This window comes from Paenibacillus amylolyticus (assembly GCF_050990605.1).
In the GTDB taxonomy this organism is placed as follows: Bacteria; Bacillota; Bacilli; order Paenibacillales; family Paenibacillaceae; genus Paenibacillus; species Paenibacillus amylolyticus_H.
The window spans coordinates 4,854,654-4,873,512 of the sequence record NZ_CP158832.1; the positions used below are offsets into that span (position 1 = coordinate 4,854,654).

An 18,859-nucleotide genomic window follows, 5' to 3' on the forward strand; every position below is an offset into this window, starting at 1 on the left:
AAGCAAAACCTTCTAGATGGAAACTAGTCCCATATAGATCAGTTCAGTCGGATTCGCTGGATTCTGACCCAATCCCACCCGATCTCCAACTCGTGGAATCTGCATTTTGGACACCAGTGTCTCCAAGGTTCGCTGATACTGGTTACCGTTTGTCTCTGTCACATCCAATACAAGCACAACAATCGGATCAAAGTTGATCAGTTTGCCCGTATCGGTGATTGTCACCACCGTTGCTGTTGCCGTTAATGGAAGCGAACCACTCGCGGCCAATTGTGCCTGTTTTGCCGAATCCAGACTTTGGTTGATTGCCTCCCGATGTTCCTTGGATACGAAACCTTTCATCATCATGCCAGTGAGTCCTTTATTCATCATTTTATCTGCTTTCGCAATCGTATCTTCCTGTTTGTTCTTTCTACCGAACCATCCCATAGTAAGCACCTCATTTGTTATATTTTATTCATAATTAAATTATAAACACCGCGGCTTGTCTTTGAATACCCTTCTGGCGGCATACAAAAAAAACGAAAAATCCGGTAATCAAATTACCGGATAATCATTTCTTTGGTAAGACATTATGCCAATTCCGCAAAAAAGCAACTGCTAATGCGATCCTCATTTTACGTTTGGCAGATATTATTTGTGGTTAAAGTGGTAGCATTGCACCAAATCATATTCAATATACTCATTCTTGAATGTGTGTCCATACTATAATCATCATTCTAACTCATTGCGGTTAACACTACGGCAATCGTATTAAACGCACCGTGAACAATCATGCCTGGCACGACCGATCCTGTCCGTTCATAAGCCCATGCAAACACAACGCCACTAATAAAATTCACGGGCATGGCATTAATCGTTGGAAAGTGAGCAAGAGTAAAGATTAGAGCACTAACCACAATCGCCCATTTCATCCTGATACGAGTCCGTAGCCAGCGATATATGAACCCGCGGTAAAAGATCTCCTCATAGAGAGGTGACACGAATCCAGCCGAAACGATACCGATAACGATAGTAAAAAGAGTGACATGTTGCTGCAGACTCTCTGTTTTGCTGTTGTCTACCGTATTTCCAAGAAAACTGGTGAGATATACTGCCATCACACTTAAAATGATGAGAAGCAGGAGCCACAGTACAATTCTCCACCAATCCCTTACGGGGAATCCCTTCAAGCCCACCTCTCTCCACGACAGCTTTTTCGGTCGCAAAGCAACCAAATACAGTACCGTCAAAAGTGTAATTGCGATGGTAAGCCCTGTGAGTGTCCCAGAATAAAGGGTATTATCCAACCACTCCTCATATCTGGACTGTATCGGGTATTTGATCACGAATATTACAAATACAAATTCCAGCGTTAGCAACACTAGTAACTCACGCCATGTCCACTGATCCGTCTTTTTCCACATTACCGCTCTAGTCATTCTCGATCCCTCAATCCTCTGTTATATATTATAATGATATTAGGTGACGTAACGTCACCTGCAAGCACTTTTTGGGAGGAAAAAAGCATGCAGAGATGGACAACAGGACAAGTATCCAAACAGAGAGATATTTCCTTGAGAACACTACGTTATTATGATCAGATCGGTCTACTAAAACCGAGTCATAAGGAAGACAACGGTCGCCGTTATTATTCAGAGGAAGATTTATTCACGCTTGAAAAAATCACGTTGCTCAAATCACTATCATTATCGCTTGAAGACATACAAACTGTAATGAACAAGTTATCTTTTCGTCATATTCTGATCGCACATCATAATCATCTTCAGGAGCAATTAACTTCAATTCAGGGCAGTATTGAAAATACTACGTCTTTGATCAATATGATTGATATGGAAGGTATACTTTCCTGGGATCGGGTTTCACATCTGGTCCAAAACGTACAGCCCGTTGCTAAACAGTGGATGGATTACTTCAATACTGAGGAAGCTGCCTTTCTACAGAAAGCATTACCGAAACTTAATAATAATGATAAGATTACTCAGCAATATGTCTCCTTGATACGCAGGGTTGAGTGGTGCATACAACAATCTGTTCCTCCCCAATCGGATGAAGGCTATAACATTGCCTGTGAATTAATGAAGTTATCTCACGATACTTTTAAAGGCGATGAGACATTGATCGAAAAGTTTTGGGAAGTGAGGAAGCTTCCTGCTACAGAGTCAGGACTATATCCTGTATCTGACGAAGTTCTGAACTTTGTGGAGCTTAGTACGGCTTATGCTCTTGAAATGGAATCAAAATTATAGTGGAATGAGAAAGAAAGCCGACTTTTCAGCCGGCTGTATCCAGGAAATATCCTTATATGGGACCCATAGTGATCCATCTTTTCCAAACGGATGATACCGTTCTACCGCTCTATTTTTTGCGTAACAAATATACCAGTTTCCGATAATACATCGCCGCTTCCTTGTATTTGCGCTGATCCTCAGACACCACGGCCAATCCTTCGTATAACGGTTCAAGCCGCACGACATGCTGCGCGGATTCAAAATAAGACAGACAGGCAAGCGCACGCTCCATGAAAACTTCGCGATCTCCATGCGCAAGAGCCAGCTGGCTCTGGTAGAAGGTTCCGCTCATCTGCTGGTCCTGTGTTGTTGCACATTTCAAGAGTTGATCTACACTTTGCGCAAGCACGCCCCAGTTCTTCCGCGCCAGAGCCACTTCGCATTGATATACACAGACGAGCGGCCGCATCGCGAGCTGTGTTTCTTCCGTTTCCTGCTGCAATAGCGACTCAAATCGTTCAATCTCCGCCTGTGCCTGATCCAATTCACCTGTCATCGTTAACATGACAATCCGATTGTTGACAATCGCGGTCACCAGATCTCCCTGGTTGCCCGCATACACCAGGTTTGCCTCCGCCATCGTTAATGCCGAGAGCGCCTCCTGAACCAGCCCCATCGCGAAGCAATAGCCACTATATGCCACATATAATCCTGACAACCGATGGAACATCCGCTGATCATATACATGACGCATCGTAAGCTCGAATACCTGTTTTGCCTCTTCATACTGTTTGACCTGGATGTAGGCTTCCATCTTGATATTTTGCACAGACAGCCAGAATTCACTGCCAGGAAGCGCCAGTTCACTGAGCCGGGTTGCATGAGTTAGTACATCCACAAAGGCCATTTTGGAGCGATAATATTGTATTTTATAGAACAAAAGTGCCTTGACTAACGGACGCGGCAGATCAATATCGTCTGGACGACCGTATTTCTCCAGGTAAAAATTAAGGTAGGACGTATGTATATACTCATGAGCCGTTGCATCGTTTAATTGCTGATAATAGACCGCCTTCATCAAGGCCGTTGTCAGCTCAACAGTCAGCGTGTCATCCCGATCTGCCAGCGCATGAACCGTATCTTCGGAAATCGCCGACGCCGGAACAGACATTTGTTCGAAAATTACCTCTGCCCGCTCGAGTGTCTCCTCGTCCTGAGCCGCAGTCTTTTGAATATAGGAAGGGGATACCCCAAGACGCCCGGCGATGGCTTCTGCCAAGTCCTCAGGTAGAGGATAACGATCCGCCAGGATATTGGCAAAGTGGGCCTGCGTGACCAGACCTTCCACAAGGTCTTTACGGGAGATTTGTTTCCTTTTGCTTAGCAGTTCAATACGTTCCTTCAGCATGGTATCCCTGTCCTTTCTATCCTAACAAGTGAGTACATTCAATTTACATCATCGCAAATTAAAGATATAACACCATTCTTCCGGCGAAATCAAACGAAACGGTTTCCGTTTCCGAGGTAATTGTTTTACAATAAGGAGGTATGTATACGAGCATTTGATCGAAATGCTGAAACATGAGCTGAATATGAAAGGATGCAAATAAATGATTATTAAACCAAGAACACGTGGTTTTATTTGTACCACTTCCCACCCTGTAGGTTGCGCTGCGCAAGTGCAGGAACAGATTGATTATGTAAAATCACAACCGGAGTTAAAAGGCCCGCGTAATGTACTCGTGATCGGTGCTTCCACCGGATACGGTCTGGCGTCACGCGTTGTCTCTGCTTTTGGAGCGGGAGCGAATACAATCGGCATCTATCGTCCGAGCAGTTCTACAGAAAAACGTACAGCTTCAGCAGGCTGGTACAACTCCGCTGCATTTGAAAAAGCTGCTGAAGAAGCAGGCCTCAAATCGTACAGCATCACAGGTGATGCATTCGCAAACGAAACACGAGACAAAACCGTTGAACTGATTCGCAGTGAACTCGGTCAAGTGGATCTGGTTGTCTACAGCGTGGCGTCCGCACGACGTATTGATCCGAACACCGGCGAAGTATACAACTCTGTGTTGAAGCCTATTGGACAATCTTACACTAACAAAACGGTAAACTTCCACACAGGCGAAATCAGCTCCGTGACTCTTGAACCGGCAACCGAAGAGGAAATTCGCCAGACGGTAACCGTTATGGGTGGAGACGATTGGGAACTGTGGATGGATGCCCTGCAACAAGGCGGCGTGCTTGCTGACGATGCAACAACAATCGCTTTCTCCTACATCGGTCCTGAACTTACGCATGCCATTTATCGTGATGGTTCCATCGGTCAGGCCAAGAACCATCTGGAAGCAACTGCACACAAGCTGAATGATCGTCTAAGTGCCAAAGGTGGACGTGCTTACGTAACTGTAGCCAAGGCGCTGGTGACTCAATCCAGCTCCGCGATTCCAGTCGTGCCGCTGTACATCTCAGCATTGTACAAAGTCATGAAAGAAAAAGGCTTGCACGAAGGCTGCATTGAGCAATTGCAACGTCTGTTCGCTGATCGCCTGTATGCGGGAGGAGAAGTTCCAACCGATGCAGAAGGTCGCATTCGCATTGACGATTGGGAGATGAGAGCTGACGTTCAGGAAGAAGTGGCGAAGCTCTGGAATGAATTGACCACAGAAAACATCTACGATCTATCCGATCTGGAAGGTTATCGTCGCGAATTCTTCCAGCTGTTTGGTTTTGAAACCGATGGTGTGGATTATGAAGCAGACGTTGATCCAAACGTTGAAATGCTCCATCTGATAAACTAAAGAAGTTTTGCCGTGAACGTGAACCTAGGTTTTCATTAGCACTTCTGATGTCATGTTAAAGATCTGATTATAAAATCAATGAAGAAGGAGGGCTCCTGTCAGCTCCTCCTTTTTTTGTCCTTTTTAGATCCTTTTCCCCTTAACAATTCCGATTTTCGTATCCATACACTCTTTCGTATATCCGCTACTCAAATCGATTTAAGCTGCTTTTTCAGTTCTTTCGGTACCGTCTTCTCAATAAAGATAGAACGCGCTCCATGCATGGTTGCAAAGAATTGCAGCCCCTCCCGAAAATCATTAATCCATTCCTCCACAGGTGGAGCAGTCTCTTCCATGGATAACAAGCGGACCGTAAGTACTCCCGTTTTGCGATCAAGTCGCGGGTCCATACGTCCGATCAACCGATCACCGTGAAGAATCGGCATAGCATAATAACCGTAGGTTCTTTTCACCTCTGGCGTATATATCTCCCATTTATATTGAAAATCGAATAAATCCACAATACGTTCTCTTCTCCACAACAGGTTGTCCAGTGGTGGCAGAAAACGGACCGGGCCTGATGGATCATAGTGTGGCTCTTCCCTCTCCATGTGTAATAACAAATCCTCATCTTCAGCACGTATATAATAAGGCGTCGCCACGTCCTCCACCTTAAGCGGGATCATTCGTCCATCTGACACACGGGCAGCAATATCGGCGCGTCGTTCAGCCGCTGTAGATTTGAGCCAGCCCAGACGGGGATCACGGGCATCTACGACGCGGTACGCATGAATGTATTTATCCAACAGAGCCTGTCTTTGGGCAAACACATCCATGTCTTCTCTTATCGTAAGTCCCTGTTGCTGCAACTCGGATTCAGTAATATGAAAATAACGTTCATTTCCCCGCCTCGCCACCACACGAATGACAGCAGAGTCTAACATTAGATTCAGAGCAAGCGTAGTATCCTTCGTCTTCGGCACATCTGCACTGTCCCAATAACCACTTACCCGGTCAACAGCACGGAAGGCTCTTGAAGGTAAAGGTCCTTCCTCCTTCAAACGCTGTAACACATGCTGCACTGTTTTCTCCAGCCCTTGCAAGGATGGAGCCAGACGCTCCCTTAACCCGGCACGCACAGGTTCCAAGAGAGCATAATCTTCGATTGGAATGACACAGGCAGCATTTGCAAAATATTCAAACACCTTATGATCACTCAGCAGCGAATTTAAGCTGTCAGCCGTATAACCCGGGTCACGAGCACCCAGCACCAAATGCTGGTTTCCGGTTACAGCAGCCACAGGATCGATCTGCACGCAACCAAGGGAGCGAATCAAACTCAAAACTTGATCGGGTCCCGATGGTAAGGAAACTGCGGGCCAACGTTCCAGTAAAGCTTGCGTTTGCAGCAAAAAACGCCGAACGATCTTTTTATTCATTTGCAGCGCTGTTGTCATATGCATAGGTTCTTCCCAAAATAAAAAGAAGCACCACCATCCTGGATGATCTGCTTCTTGTGTTTGATCTTTTGCAATTTTTCCTGCTTCGTAGGCATGAGTCGTACATGCTGGGATAACGCACCATAATCTCCGTTAACTCTTCGGCTCTGTTCCGAGCACCATTGACCTGACCGCTCTGCTTTGCGTAATGCTTTTTGTGTTTGTGTACGTGCCATAACGGATTACACACTCCTTTGGTTGATATACACTCAATATATCATGTGCAGCTACGCAAGTGAAGGTGCTTCCTGCTGGAATGGGCATATACATCATTAAAACAGGCTTCAACCCAAGTACTTAGCGGGATTGCCGCTTTCGCCGGGACTGCCACGTCTCGATTGGTTCATGATCATCTTCTTCGATCAGTTCCAATGCTTCCTCTACTCTTCTGGCTTTGAATAACAGAATTAATTCCATCAGATCTTCCCGGTCCAGCAGCTTCACTCCATTAACTGCTGCAAGCGTCCGACAGGCTTCGGTGTAACGAGCGGACGTTAATACAATCGACCGGTCGGCTTCATAATAACGCATGGATGTATATATCTCCTGCACTGCACTCAATCCTACAGGATGGTTCGCACCATATCGCTTCGCTTGTATCACACTTCGTCTGCCGAGTCTATCGACAAACACCAGATCTGCCCCAAAATCCCGGCTGCTCGTTGTCTTATGCACCTCATCGTACCCGAGCTCTTCGAATAAATGATAGAGATATAATTCAAATTCCGAGCCATCCTCCATCTTGTCGATGTCCTTTATCGTAATCTTCCTCGGATTGGCTTCACTTCGGATCCGCTGCCCGCGCCCGATAACACGCCGAATAATCCAGGCCAGCAGTAGTAATATGACAATAATCCCGATGACCCATAGGGTCACATTTTCACTCCAGTTCATAGCTGTTCTCCTTGTTCTTTTGCCTATGTTCTATTCAACGTCTTTACGCGGATATGGCTTGTCACCGCACTAAATATATCAGACTTCCACCTTCATCGAAAGAAGATGAATTCCCTGTAACCGCAACACTTCTCCAAACATGGTAATTTCGACAAACGAATGATAAAAGGTTACAGTGTGTTCGGTTGAATTGCACTTCACTTCAATGGTAAAATTCAACAATCGGTTCTGTTATGAATCGAAGAAGAAAGGTGGTTTATCACTTGCATACATTGACCAAACACAAGTCCAAAACATGGGCTGCCCTCATTCTTAGCGGCATGCTCCTCTTCACCATGAATACAACAAGTTACGCTGCTGCCTCAACCGAATCCATGCCCAAACCAGCGTGGACGTCATCTTCCCTGATGTTATCTGAGGCCAATACCGAAAAAGATGTCCTGATTAAGGCAATCCATGCCGTGCCATCCAAAAATCTTGTATATGTACATGCCTCCCAGGCCGTAACGAAAACAAGCAGCAAAACTACACTGGACTGGCAACTGGACTCTCTACAAGCATTCGATGCCACAACTGGGCAATTGAAGTGGAATACGATATTCCATGAGAAAAGCGGTCCTTACGCCACATACTCCGATTCGGTATATGCCAGCAACGGTACAGCATATGTGTATATGGAATATTCGGACAAAACAAAAAAATTGTACTCATTCAATACATCCGGTAAAACCAACTGGATCAAAACGGTGAACTCACCTGCAAACATATCCCTATTGGATAACGATACGCTGATGGTTGCTTCAAGTCAGGGCGTGCAGTCAAATGGTTCCGTTCGCTCAGCCATCTCGTTATATGACAAAAAGGGCAAATTAATTACCGAAAAGACCATTAACGGCAGCGTGCTCAAGGCTGATCATGGTCGAATTATAGTGGATGCCAGCAAACAAACCAAGGTAGGCAACTTCTGGCAGCAAGCTGCGAATCCCAAAGTGGAGATCTACGATCGTACGTTGAATCGTCTGTCCTTCTACCAATTCCCTGCCAATGCAAATACACTGGGAGATGGCGGCGGTGAATCGCTGGCTATTCTGAATGATGGTTCCATCATTATGCGTGCCAATTTCGCGAACACCGGTAACCGACTGATGGGCTTTGGCACCGATGGCAAGCTTGCTTGGGGACGTGCCATTGCTGGGGATGCCTACATTCAGACAGCTGGCAACGGTTATACCGTCTTTACAGGGCAGAAGCTGGAGCTGTACACGATGAAAGGCAAAGTGACTGAGCGTACATTCAAGGACGCACAGCCTGCGTTGATGCATGTTGACCAGACACAGGATGGTCAGTATCAGCTTGATTTTGCCAAAACAGGATACATTCTTGATCCCCGGACGCTGGAAGACGTGCATATCTACACGACTACTGCCTCAGTTCCTTCATTAGAAGGTGTCTCTACCTATGTGGATGATGTCATCTATTCCATGAACGATGAGACATTGTCCAAATATGTATTGAAATCCCATTCTGCAAAATAAAAAGAGTCTTACTGGCTAGTTATCATGCCTGTGACCCAAATGATAAACTCTATTCAATAATAAGCCTGGAGAGTTCCTTATGGAACTCTCCAGGCTTATTATATGGGCAGGATTGAATCATCCTATTTCCAATTCTCGTCTATAAATTCGTCCCGTCCGGATAACGCACGGTCTTCCTTATAATGTTTTTCGTTTTTCTTGTGGTAATCCTGATGATAGTCTTCAGCCGGATAGAATACAGCTGCATCCCGAATTTCCGTAACAATCGGTTGAGTGAATCGTCCGCTGGCTTCAAGTTCCTGTTTGGACTGTTCAGCAAGCTCACGTTGACGTTCATTATGCACAAAGATCGCCGTACGATACTGTGTCCCCCGATCCTGGAACTGGCCTCCGTCATCCGTTGGATCAATCTGTGGCCAGTACAGCTCCAGCAGTCGTTCATACGGGAATACATCTGGATCAAATGTAATTTCAACCACTTCGACATGACCGGTCTCCCCGGTTTTGACCTGCTCATATGTTGGATTCTCGACGTGACCGCCGGCATAACCCGATATAATACCATGAATGCCCGGTTGTTCTTCAAACGGTGTAACCATACACCAGAAACATCCGCCGGCGAATGTAGCTTTTTCCATTCCGTTCATCCCTTCTTATCGAAACTACCTTTTACACTTACCACTCCGATGACAGAACAACCTTCTGATCGCTGTTATCCCTATATTTTTTATATTTGGCTTTACAAGGAGAAAATCTGGCGATAAAGGCGAAGTTTATGCTTACGAAGTAGCTTTCTTTCAGAAAGCTTTTAGCTCCGCTTCTTCAGGTTCTTTCTGTCCTCTACGTTCTCGTGTAAAAGTTAGTTCAATTTATGTAGCTAGCCATTACGCATACATTCTTATATTGTAAAACAACAAGAGGTTGATTGAAAGCCATCGTTATGGCTCTCAATCAACCTCTTCATTGATAATTCATTTGTTCATTTGGTATTTCATTTTAGCTGACAACTAATTCAAGAAATTATCTTGATTAAGTTACCCGCGACTACGTCCCATCGAACGGAAGATCAAGCTTACGATGGCTACAAGAACGATCGCACCGATCAATGCAGGTACAATGTGGAATCCGCCCATCTCAGGACCCATATCGCCCAAGATTACTCCACCTAACCATCCACCGATGAAACCAGCAATGATGTTACCAATAACACCACCTGGAATGTCACGACCAACGATCAAACCTGCCAACCAACCAATGATACCACCGATAATTAATGACCATAACCAACCCATATCATTCACCTCTAATTAAAGTTTTTGTTGTTGTCTGTCTACTATTAACCGCTACAGAAGCATTTAAACAATTGGCATAATTTTTTTTGCATATTACCTTTTGTCCCCATGCATCTTCCTCTGCAAAACAAGCCTTAGTCAGGTATGGAACAGATCGCGTACTTTCCGGCATCTCACCAGCTCAGGGCTGCGTTATGTACCTCCCGAAAGTCATTGTATGTTAGAGCAGACAAGGTTAGTATCACCAATTGAGGTAGGATTATTTATATAATTGCGTCATATTATAGGATGGATGGGTTAGGTCGGATCAATAAAAGCCTGCACGGCCCTTTCCTGGCTGCGCCAGCCAAGTATGTTTGTGGCTCTTGTCCAGCTCGCCACGCATCGACTGAATGACTTTCACAATGTCTGTCTGTCCATTCTGATGCCATTCCAGCGCAGCGCTCACATACAACTCACCTAGCTGTGCAAGAGAAAACGTGTCGGTCAGACGGGCTGCTTCTATCGTGCCTTCTTCACCCGCGAATACGGTGAAGCCTCGTTGGCGCAAGTATTGCAAGCGCAACGCTTCATCTGGCAACGGAATTTCGTAAGCCCGGTCAAACCGTCCAGCACGGTTCATGAGGCCAGGGTCTATTTTCTCAGGATAGTTCGTTGTCCCGATCAGGAAAATGCCTTCTTTCGACGTAGCTCCATCCAGTGTATTCAGGAAAAAGGAACGGACTTCATCCGGCATCGAATCGATGTCCTCAATGATCAGTACCATCGGTGCGAGCCGCTTGGCAGCCTCGAACACTTCACGCACCGATTCACTGTTGGTATACTCCGTTATCTGCCAATACGCAGCCGGTCCCGGAATACTTCCAGCAATGGATTTCACCAACGTGGTCTTGCCATTCCCCGGATGCCCATACAATAAGATGCCTCGTTTGTACGGGATATCATAATCTCTGTAAAAAGAACGATCTGCTTCGAAAAACTGATCCAGCGAGCGGAAAATATCCTGCTTGATCTGTGCCGAGAGAACAACATCCTCTCGTCCCACGGAGCGAGTGATCGATTCCACATGGCGATCGCTGCCATTCCGGGCATCGGTATACACCGTTACTTTTTTCATATTTTGCTGACGTTCCCGTTCCCGGACACTTCCCAAAAATTGCTTCATCTCCTCATCACCGACGGCAAAGACAAAGTCTTCACTGTAGATCCCATTCTCTCGGAAAAATGGAACCCGCACGAGTGCTACACCCCATTTCGGATAAGCAAATACGTTGTTACGAATGGAGTAATGCACACCATAAGTGGGCACATCTCCATCATCATCGTAATGCAACGTCTGAAGTTCCAAATCCTCGAATATGCGGGCTACCAATTCCACTTCGTCACTGCCATTTTGCAAGTCTTCCCGGAGTAACTCCCAATATTCATTGTTCGGGTCAGAACTGGCATAAAGCTTGTATTCAACTCCATAACGCTGATGGAGTGCCTCACTGATTCCACGAATCAGCCTTGAATAGATGGCATACCCCTCCACTCGAATTCGGGTATCATGTTGTTCGTCATAGGTATAGATCGCCTGGGTTGGATCTGTTTGTTTTTCGTTTATTGTCATTATTTCGCTCCCTTTACCGCTACAAGCGGTTTGCATTTGGCTACAACTTGAGCCAGGCCTGCGCCGGTAACACTGTCTATAATTTCATCTACATTTTTATAAGCCTGAGGTGATTCATCAATAATGGATTCAAGTGAGCGTTGGTTAACCACGATCTCATCTTCTGTACCTACACCCAGTGCCGAAGCAAAATCTTCTACGGAAACCAATCGTTTCGTTGCCGTCCGTGAACGAATGCGACCCGCACCATGACATATTGAATAATAATTATCAGCACCCTGCGGCTGACCTACCATGATATATGAAGCAGTTCCCATGGACCCCGGAATAAGTGCCGGATGTCCTGTTGCCAGATAAGGCTTTGGATTGTCCGGGTGACCTGCTGGCAAAGCACGTGTCGCCCCTTTACGATGCACAAAAACGGAACCTTGGTCTGCGTGAGATTCCTCCCAGGCATAGTTGTGCATCAGATCGTATAACGTACGAAATTCACATTTGGAACCAAACACATCCCGGAATGCTTCGCGAATAGCATACGCAATCAGGTGCCGATTGACAACAGCGTAATTCAATGCAGAATACATCATGTTCACATAATGACGACCTTCCGCATGCTCCAGTGGAGCAAATACCAGTCTGGGATCGGATGTACCCAGGTTAAGCCGTTGCATGACTTTGGCAATCGCTGATGAACTCGCCTGACTTACATAACCACCCCATGCACGAGAGCCGGAATGAATCATGACCACGACCTGTCCATCAACCAATCCCCAAGCTTCGGCGATTTCACGATTCTCTTCAGCGACCTCAATCGCCTGGATCTCGGCAAAATGATTCCCCCCACCCAGTGTTCCGAGCTGGCGATGTGAACGATGCCATGTCATATCAGGAACGTGGTTTAACACGTCCTCATCGTAACTGAACTTGCTGCTTTCCACATGTGTCATTGCGGTTGATTTTTTCGGTGTATAGCTGTCTGGAATATACTTTTTGGGTAAACCATGCAGTCCTTTACGAACAATATGCTCCAGTCTTATATCCGAGTAATGACCTCGCTGGTTCGCCTCCATCGGCAATACTTTTTCAATGGCTTTGACGAGTTTGCGACGGAGCTTGATGTCTTTCAATTCATCCTTGTGCAAGTTCGTCATGTGCACTCGCATGCCACAGCCAATGTCACTGCCCACGATGGAGGGAGAAACGTATCCGCTCTGCGCATTCCACACGGCTGTCGTTCCAATGCATGTACCTACACCGACATGCACGTCCGGCGTGTAACTCATATAAGAGATTCCCGGAATCTGCAGATTATTGTTTGCCATCTCGAACACCTTGTAATCGAGCGAGGAGAATAGCTGTTGCGCCGCATATACGGTTAGGTCACCTGCAGGCAATTTCACTTCATGCCGGTAGCCACCTGCGATTTCATTTGGATTAGTAAATAAATTAAATTCTGTATTCATAAAAGTGTATTATTCCTTCCTGTACTTTCAGCAAATTCGGTTTGCTGACTCTTCTGTAAAATAAATATAAAAAAGCCATAGGCTAGTCGCCCATGACTTCTACTGAATGACAATAACGGAGAACAGAACAGCATAACATGCTATGTGTCTGTCATCCATCGCTATAATATAAGCGAAGAACGCATATCGATTATAACCCCCCCTAAACGATATGCCTATCCCCTATGTCGACCGTATGAGGCCAATGAAACGATGAGCCGGATATGCCATTTTGTCTACCTTGCGCCCTGTTTGAATCAAATCATAACCAAGCATCATGTCTCTCGGCCTCCCTTCGTTAATGTTAAGTCTTATATTAAAGGGACTGAAATTAATGTGTCAACCCTTTTCTTGGAAATTGGACCATGTTGCATATTTCATATGTAAACAAAAACAGGAGATTGTCCTAGGACAATCTCCTGTTTTCCCAATAATAATGATGTTGTTAGCGTAACATGATTATTACAGTCCTGCTTGTTTTTCCAACTCTTCAACCGGATTTTCGTCTTCTTTTTCAGGAACTTTGGAAGACAGGAACCAACCACATACCGCAATGGTGATCAGTACAATATAGAATCCGAATTTCCAAATTTTATTTTCCGGAAAATGCTCATCCAGAACACCCAATGAAGGGTGAGCGAGTGTAATAACTGCCAACTTAACCCCTACCCAACCTACGATTACAAATGCCGCAACTTCAAGTCCTGGACGGGAATGAAGCAATTTTACAAAGTATGAGGCTGCAAAACGCATGATCACAAGCCCGATGAATCCACCGAGGAAGATAACGATAAACTGTCCCCCGTCAAGTCCGCCAATTGCAGGCAATCCACTTGGTGGCAACGCCACGGCCAAAGCAACAGCAGCAAGAATGGAATCAACTGCAAATGCGATATCTGCTACTTCCACCTTGAAAACGGTCATCCAGAAACCGGATTGTTTTTTCGGTTTCTTAGGCGTTGAATCATCAACTGCTTCATCTGTCTTATTGCGACTACCCAGTATCTTTTTAACGATATGGTTAATCGAAATATACAGGAGATACAGGGCACCGATCGCTTGTACCTGCCATACATCGACCAGGAAAGAGATCAGGAACAACGAACCTAAACGGAAAACAAATGCACCCATCAGACCATAGAACAACGCTTTTTTGCGCTTATCTTCAGGCAAGTGTTTAACCATGATTGCGAGTACCAATGCATTATCGGCTGCAAGTAATCCTTCAAGGACCACTAAGACAGCAAGCACCCACCCATATTCTAATAATAATGAAACATCCAACATTGACTCCTCCTTAATATTCTTATGATGTACAAAAAAAAGGACCTTTACCATCACTGGTAAGGTCCTTTTATATCCACAAAAAGAGAACTTTACCGAGCATGAAAACTTGGTAAAGGTCTCGCTAACAACAAAATTGCTGCCAATAAAGCCGGGGATATGATCCCGAATTGACGACTTTACTGTAAAAGCTACTCCCCTTTAACAGGAATATGTAGTTTTAGTTGGAACGGGTTGTTTAACCTGTACTCATCATATTTCATAACGTTAAATAAAGTCAAGCTTTATTTAGTTGACGATACAGCTTACGGAATACAACAACATCGTAGATCATATTCCCCAGTGGAATGAAAGAAACAAAGAACAGAGCAATTGGGCGGCGCAGACGCCACTTCTGCGAGGTGTACAGACTCACCATAAATAACAAATACATTAAAAACAAAAAACCGTACAGATTCCCAAACCATGTGACAGCCTGCGGCATAACCCCGGCATCTCTCAACGGAAAAGCAACAAACAGTAACAACACGTACGAAATGCCCTGCAACCACAACATTAGCCGGAAGCGCCCCAGCATAGAATGTAACATTATTTTCCTCCTGCTTTTAACATGTAACGAATTCAATTGTTCCCGTACAGTATATCACAAAAGCTGAATATTTCCTCTTCATTCCATGCAGCAGAATATTCCTGCACGCTTATATGGGTGGTTCACCTATCATTTTCGCAGGAGCCAAATGCCTTAGCTTCTCATAAGATATATGACGAAGATTGTTACAGATGTCGGACAAGGAGGAGCCGGATCATGAAAATAGCTATGGTTGCACCCGAGAAATTGCCTTTGCCCGGTAATGGTTCCGTGGAAATCTGTATTCTGGGCATCGCTCGTGAACTAGCCCATCGCCATCAGGTGACCATTATAAGTCGTCAAATGCAAGGTCTTGCCGCCAAAGAACAGATTGATGGTATCACCATCCAACGTGTCCCTGCAACGAGTCCTGTCAGGTACACCAAAGCAGTGATACGCCTGTTATCCCAACAACCCTATGATGTCATTCAAGTGGATAACAGACCACGAAGCATGGCCACCATCAAACGAGCTTTTCCACGCACACCTGTTGTACTCTATCTTCACTCGTTAACGTTCGCTCAGCCCGGACCTTCCAGACTCACATTGATGAAAAAGGCGACTTGGATTGCCGTCAACAGTCATTCCCTGCGACAAAGGTTAGGCCACAGATTTCCGACGGTAAAACGCCGGATGAGTGTGGTTCCATTGGGTGCAGATCTAAGCCGCTTCAGGCCTGTTGAATCCAGCGAAGAACAGATTCATCTGCGTACACAATTTGGAATAACTAAACCATTCTCTATTCTGTATGTCGGCAGGCTTATCCCTGGAAAAGGTGTAGACGTATTAATTCGTGCGACTGCCCTCCTTCAGCAACAGATGCCTGTTCAACTGGTTGTTGCAGGCAAAGGGCCTCCGTATTACATGCGTAAACTTCGCGAACTTGCGCATAAACAAAAAGTCCATGTTTCCTTCCGTGGTCAGATAAATCATGAGCATATCGATCAGTTGTATCGGGCTGTCGATTGCCTGGTTTGTCCATCTCAAGAACATGAAGCTTTTGGCCTGGTTAATGTTGAGGCGATGGCTTCAGGATTACCTGTCATTGCTTCGGATAATGGAGGTATTCGCGAGATTATTGAATCAGGTATCAATGGATACCTTGTCACTGCTTATAAGCGTCCCCAAAGTTTCGCCTCTTATCTGTACAAACTTGCAAGCAATCCCACTTTTGCCGAGATATTAGGGAAGGCTGGCCGAGACAGCGCAAGGGCATATTTCAGTTGGGCCAGAACAGCCATGCATCTGGAAGCTACCTATACCAGGCTCATCCGTAAATGAGCCTTTTTCTGTTAGGATGATCATTTTGACAGAAAGAACAGGCTCTCTAAGATGATCAAGCTTTTTCACGAAATTGCCATCCCGTAATCAAAGAATCCATCTGCGGAACAGGAATGTGACTCATCTCAATTAACTCCATAATAACCATATCTCTCATCATGAATCGTACTTTGGCACATGTTAGTTGATGAAATACATCGTAGAATGCCGTCCCGGTCCAACATCCATGAGGTACGACCAGCGGATCATTAGCGATATAACCTACGGCTCCAATCGGGGGAATAACAACCTTAATCGCTTGATGATCCAAACGATTATCTGGATCTTTGACGAGATACACGGTATCCCCCACATGTAAAACCTGTACTCCATGGTAGTGGTCCATCCCATACATAGCTGCGAATAATTTGGTGCTCATATTACCTGCTCCTTCTCTTGTATTTCTCCATGATTAAAATTTTTACAAAGATACATCGGTTTCATAATGTTCCAACCACTCGACAAGTTGCCTGCGTATCTCTCTACGAAACTCACGAGGTTCAAGTACCTCTGCCTCCGGCCCAAATTGATACAACCATTTCAAAAATTCTCTGCTGCTATTCAGTGTCACTTCAAATAACAATCCCCCATCCGACATATTCGTCATTCGCGGGCGAACAAACATTTCTTCTTCTTTTATGTAGGGGGCCACTTTCTCAGAGAATCTTACCTTGAAATGGATATTTTCGTCACCACGGTCAATAGACCATGTGTTTTTCATGTACTGAGTTATGTTGAAATCACCCTTGTCGAAACCGGCATTTGTTCGTGTCACATCCAAAAAACGGCTAATTCGAAACAATCGAACTTTTTGCAGCAAGTGGCAGTATCCGATCAAATAAAAACGTTGATCACGTGGAATGAGATAATAGGGGTCGATATCCCGGACTGTGATCTCATTTCTTGTCAGTGTATGATATTGAGTACGAATGGTTTGCTGGCTTAGAATAGCTTCGATGATGGGAATCAGCAGATTCGGGTCTTTTCCTTCCTCACGATAAGCTGGCGTGCCCATCCGAATAATTCCCGCAATATTCTCTACAATGTCACTGTTTCTTGATTTTAATTTGGTATGAGCCGACATGACCTTGTCAAAAGCTGAATCGAACTCAGCAGGTAACTTGGAGGTATCAACTACGGACGGAAGCATGGAGAAGACCATCGCTTCCTGTTCAGTAAAATCTAATGGATACATCGCAAACTCACCAATAAATCGGTAACCCTTGCCATATCCTTCATTCATAATCGGGGCGACCCTATCCAAAATCCGGAGATCACGATAAATCGTGCGTACAGTCGTACCGCATTTCAGCGCCAACTCCTTGGCTGAAATTCCAGGATTTGCTTGTATAGCCTGAAGTATACGCAGCAGACGAATTAATTTCTCTGTCATGTAGTTTCTCCCCTTCGATATTTTATCGGCAAGGAAAACTAGTTCCTTTAGTACAGAACTAAATCTTTAGTCCCAATATTATTTTCGCAATTTCACCATTTTTGTATAGTCCAATTGCACTCTTACCCCCTTTTAATATACATTCTCTTACTTGCTTGCGTAAAACATTAACCAAAAAGCCCTTAAACCTAAGCCTGAAAGCCTATACAATTTTCTAAAAATAATACAAAAAAAGCCCTGATCTCTACAAAGAGACAAGGCTTTTCTCGTAATTACTGGTGATGCAACTGTAATAATTGATTCATCACATTAGCCATATGCTCACAGAGTTCAGCAATGTCCCCCATCTGATCTTCATTCACACTGCGATCAAAATAAACGTGAGCCGTGACGTTATACGTGAGTGGCTGTTCATCAAAGATATATCGGATGTTCTGGCACATCCTCTGCTCAGGCCAGCTCTTCTGTAATATCGGACGAATAACCGGGCACTGCTTCTCAGGATCCTTCACAACCATACTAAATCGTAGTTCCAAACGGCAACCCGGATTCGCCCCAGGCGTCTCCAGTATCTCCGACGCAAGTTCCTCAAGGGAACTGCTTAATACGACTTCCCCTGTTACTTCCGGGTGATCCCTGAGACAGAATTGTAATGTGAACTCTCTGGACATCACTGCCATCTCCAGCCGATCTTTACGCCCCGTAATCTGAATGCGTTCGTCCAGGTTATCCATATCATAGAGATAATTCTCAAACCCGACTTTCAGATTGTCATACACCGTTGGATCAAACATTCATTAAACCTACTTTCTTACCCTTTAACATGTATTGTAGTACATTCTCATTCCTCATGCGACTAGCACAGTCTTTTTTCCTGAAAATATAA

19 protein-coding genes are annotated in these 18,859 nt (G+C 45.0%); 4 read left to right on the forward strand and 15 right to left on the reverse strand.

What is annotated here, in order from left to right; all coding sequences use genetic code 11:
• Positions 1-12: 12 nt before the first annotated feature.
• Both ABTV53_RS21380 and ABTV53_RS21385 read right to left on the reverse strand, forming a co-directional pair.
• Positions 13-429 (reverse strand): hypothetical protein, encoded by a 417-nt coding sequence (locus ABTV53_RS21380; RefSeq protein WP_433746230.1) that lies wholly within the window; start codon positions 427-429, stop codon positions 13-15.
• 290 nt (positions 430-719) lie between these two features.
• Positions 720-1,421: a lysostaphin resistance A-like protein gene (locus ABTV53_RS21385; protein WP_433746233.1), complete on the reverse strand. Its 702-nt coding sequence runs from the start codon at positions 1,419-1,421 to the stop codon at positions 720-722.
• Between the two features lie 87 nt (positions 1,422-1,508).
• On the opposite strand from ABTV53_RS21385, the gene ABTV53_RS21390 reads away from it, so the two are divergent.
• On the forward strand, positions 1,509-2,249 hold the full coding sequence (locus ABTV53_RS21390) for a MerR family transcriptional regulator (RefSeq protein WP_433746236.1): 741 nt from the start codon (positions 1,509-1,511) through the stop codon (positions 2,247-2,249).
• Positions 2,250-2,358: 109 nt separating this feature from the next.
• Here ABTV53_RS21390 and ABTV53_RS21395 read toward each other — a convergent pair whose 3' ends face one another.
• Complete coding sequence (locus ABTV53_RS21395; protein ID WP_433746239.1) at positions 2,359-3,639, reverse strand: XRE family transcriptional regulator; 1,281 nt, start codon at positions 3,637-3,639, stop codon at positions 2,359-2,361.
• 202 nt (positions 3,640-3,841) lie between these two features.
• Here ABTV53_RS21395 and fabV point away from each other — a divergent pair, with 202 nt between their 5' ends.
• Positions 3,842-5,035 carry an enoyl-ACP reductase FabV gene (fabV, locus tag ABTV53_RS21400; RefSeq protein WP_433746242.1) on the forward strand — a complete coding sequence of 398 codons (1,194 nt, stop codon included), beginning with the start codon at positions 3,842-3,844 and terminating at the stop codon, positions 5,033-5,035.
• A 188-nt stretch (positions 5,036-5,223) separates the two neighbouring features.
• On the opposite strand, the gene ABTV53_RS21405 is transcribed toward fabV, so the two are convergent.
• The 3 genes from ABTV53_RS21405 to ABTV53_RS21415 all read right to left on the reverse strand — a co-directional run bounded on the left by ABTV53_RS21405 (position 5,224) and on the right by ABTV53_RS21415 (position 7,407).
• A complete protein-coding gene (locus ABTV53_RS21405; RefSeq protein ID WP_433746245.1) occupies positions 5,224-6,477 on the reverse strand; it encodes a DNA glycosylase AlkZ-like family protein in 1,254 nt (417 codons plus the stop codon).
• Positions 6,468-6,689 (reverse strand): hypothetical protein, encoded by a 222-nt coding sequence (locus tag ABTV53_RS21410; RefSeq protein WP_433746248.1) that lies wholly within the window; start codon positions 6,687-6,689, stop codon positions 6,468-6,470. Before ABTV53_RS21410 ends, ABTV53_RS21405 begins: the two co-directional genes overlap by 10 nt.
• Before the next feature lie 121 nt (positions 6,690-6,810).
• The gene (locus tag ABTV53_RS21415; protein ID WP_133385845.1) at positions 6,811-7,407 is read right to left on the reverse strand and encodes a restriction endonuclease; all 597 of its coding nucleotides are present in this window, start codon (positions 7,405-7,407) and stop codon (positions 6,811-6,813) included.
• Positions 7,408-7,670: 263 nt separating this feature from the next.
• Between ABTV53_RS21415 and ABTV53_RS21420 the strand changes: the two genes are divergently transcribed.
• Entirely contained in the window at positions 7,671-8,942 is a 1,272-nt protein-coding gene (locus ABTV53_RS21420; RefSeq protein WP_433746251.1) for a hypothetical protein, read from the forward strand.
• A 122-nt stretch (positions 8,943-9,064) separates the two neighbouring features.
• On the opposite strand, the gene msrA is transcribed toward ABTV53_RS21420, so the two are convergent.
• The 6 genes from msrA to ABTV53_RS21450 all read right to left on the reverse strand — a co-directional run bounded on the left by msrA (position 9,065) and on the right by ABTV53_RS21450 (position 15,221).
• A complete protein-coding gene (gene msrA / locus ABTV53_RS21425) occupies positions 9,065-9,580 on the reverse strand; it encodes a peptide-methionine (S)-S-oxide reductase MsrA (protein ID WP_433746254.1) in 516 nt (171 codons plus the stop codon).
• Between the two features lie 396 nt (positions 9,581-9,976).
• On the reverse strand, positions 9,977-10,234 hold the full coding sequence (locus tag ABTV53_RS21430) for a GlsB/YeaQ/YmgE family stress response membrane protein (RefSeq protein WP_062835823.1): 258 nt from the start codon (positions 10,232-10,234) through the stop codon (positions 9,977-9,979).
• 307 nt (positions 10,235-10,541) lie between these two features.
• A complete protein-coding gene (locus ABTV53_RS21435) occupies positions 10,542-11,846 on the reverse strand; it encodes an ATP-binding protein (RefSeq protein ID WP_433746256.1) in 1,305 nt (434 codons plus the stop codon).
• A complete protein-coding gene (locus ABTV53_RS21440) occupies positions 11,846-13,309 on the reverse strand; it encodes an RtcB family protein (protein WP_433746258.1) in 1,464 nt (487 codons plus the stop codon). Before ABTV53_RS21440 ends, ABTV53_RS21435 begins: the two co-directional genes overlap by 1 nt.
• A gap of 501 nt (positions 13,310-13,810) precedes the next feature.
• On the reverse strand, positions 13,811-14,632 hold the full coding sequence (locus ABTV53_RS21445; protein ID WP_433754313.1) for a TerC family protein: 822 nt from the start codon (positions 14,630-14,632) through the stop codon (positions 13,811-13,813).
• Between the two features lie 277 nt (positions 14,633-14,909).
• Positions 14,910-15,221 (reverse strand): DUF3817 domain-containing protein, encoded by a 312-nt coding sequence (locus ABTV53_RS21450; protein WP_215074481.1) that lies wholly within the window; start codon positions 15,219-15,221, stop codon positions 14,910-14,912.
• 216 nt (positions 15,222-15,437) lie between these two features.
• Here ABTV53_RS21450 and ABTV53_RS21455 point away from each other — a divergent pair, with 216 nt between their 5' ends.
• Positions 15,438-16,541 carry a glycosyltransferase family 4 protein gene (locus ABTV53_RS21455; protein WP_433746261.1) on the forward strand — a complete coding sequence of 368 codons (1,104 nt, stop codon included), beginning with the start codon at positions 15,438-15,440 and terminating at the stop codon, positions 16,539-16,541.
• A 55-nt stretch (positions 16,542-16,596) separates the two neighbouring features.
• Here ABTV53_RS21455 and ABTV53_RS21460 read toward each other — a convergent pair whose 3' ends face one another.
• From ABTV53_RS21460 to ABTV53_RS21470, 3 genes are all read right to left on the reverse strand, one after another.
• Entirely contained in the window at positions 16,597-16,959 is a 363-nt protein-coding gene (locus tag ABTV53_RS21460; RefSeq protein ID WP_433746264.1) for an HIRAN domain-containing protein, read from the reverse strand.
• Between the two features lie 42 nt (positions 16,960-17,001).
• The gene (locus tag ABTV53_RS21465) at positions 17,002-17,973 is read right to left on the reverse strand and encodes a helix-turn-helix transcriptional regulator (protein ID WP_310337527.1); all 972 of its coding nucleotides are present in this window, start codon (positions 17,971-17,973) and stop codon (positions 17,002-17,004) included.
• Positions 17,974-18,245: 272 nt separating this feature from the next.
• A complete protein-coding gene (locus tag ABTV53_RS21470; protein ID WP_433746267.1) occupies positions 18,246-18,767 on the reverse strand; it encodes a hypothetical protein in 522 nt (173 codons plus the stop codon).
• Positions 18,768-18,859 lie beyond the last annotated feature (92 nt).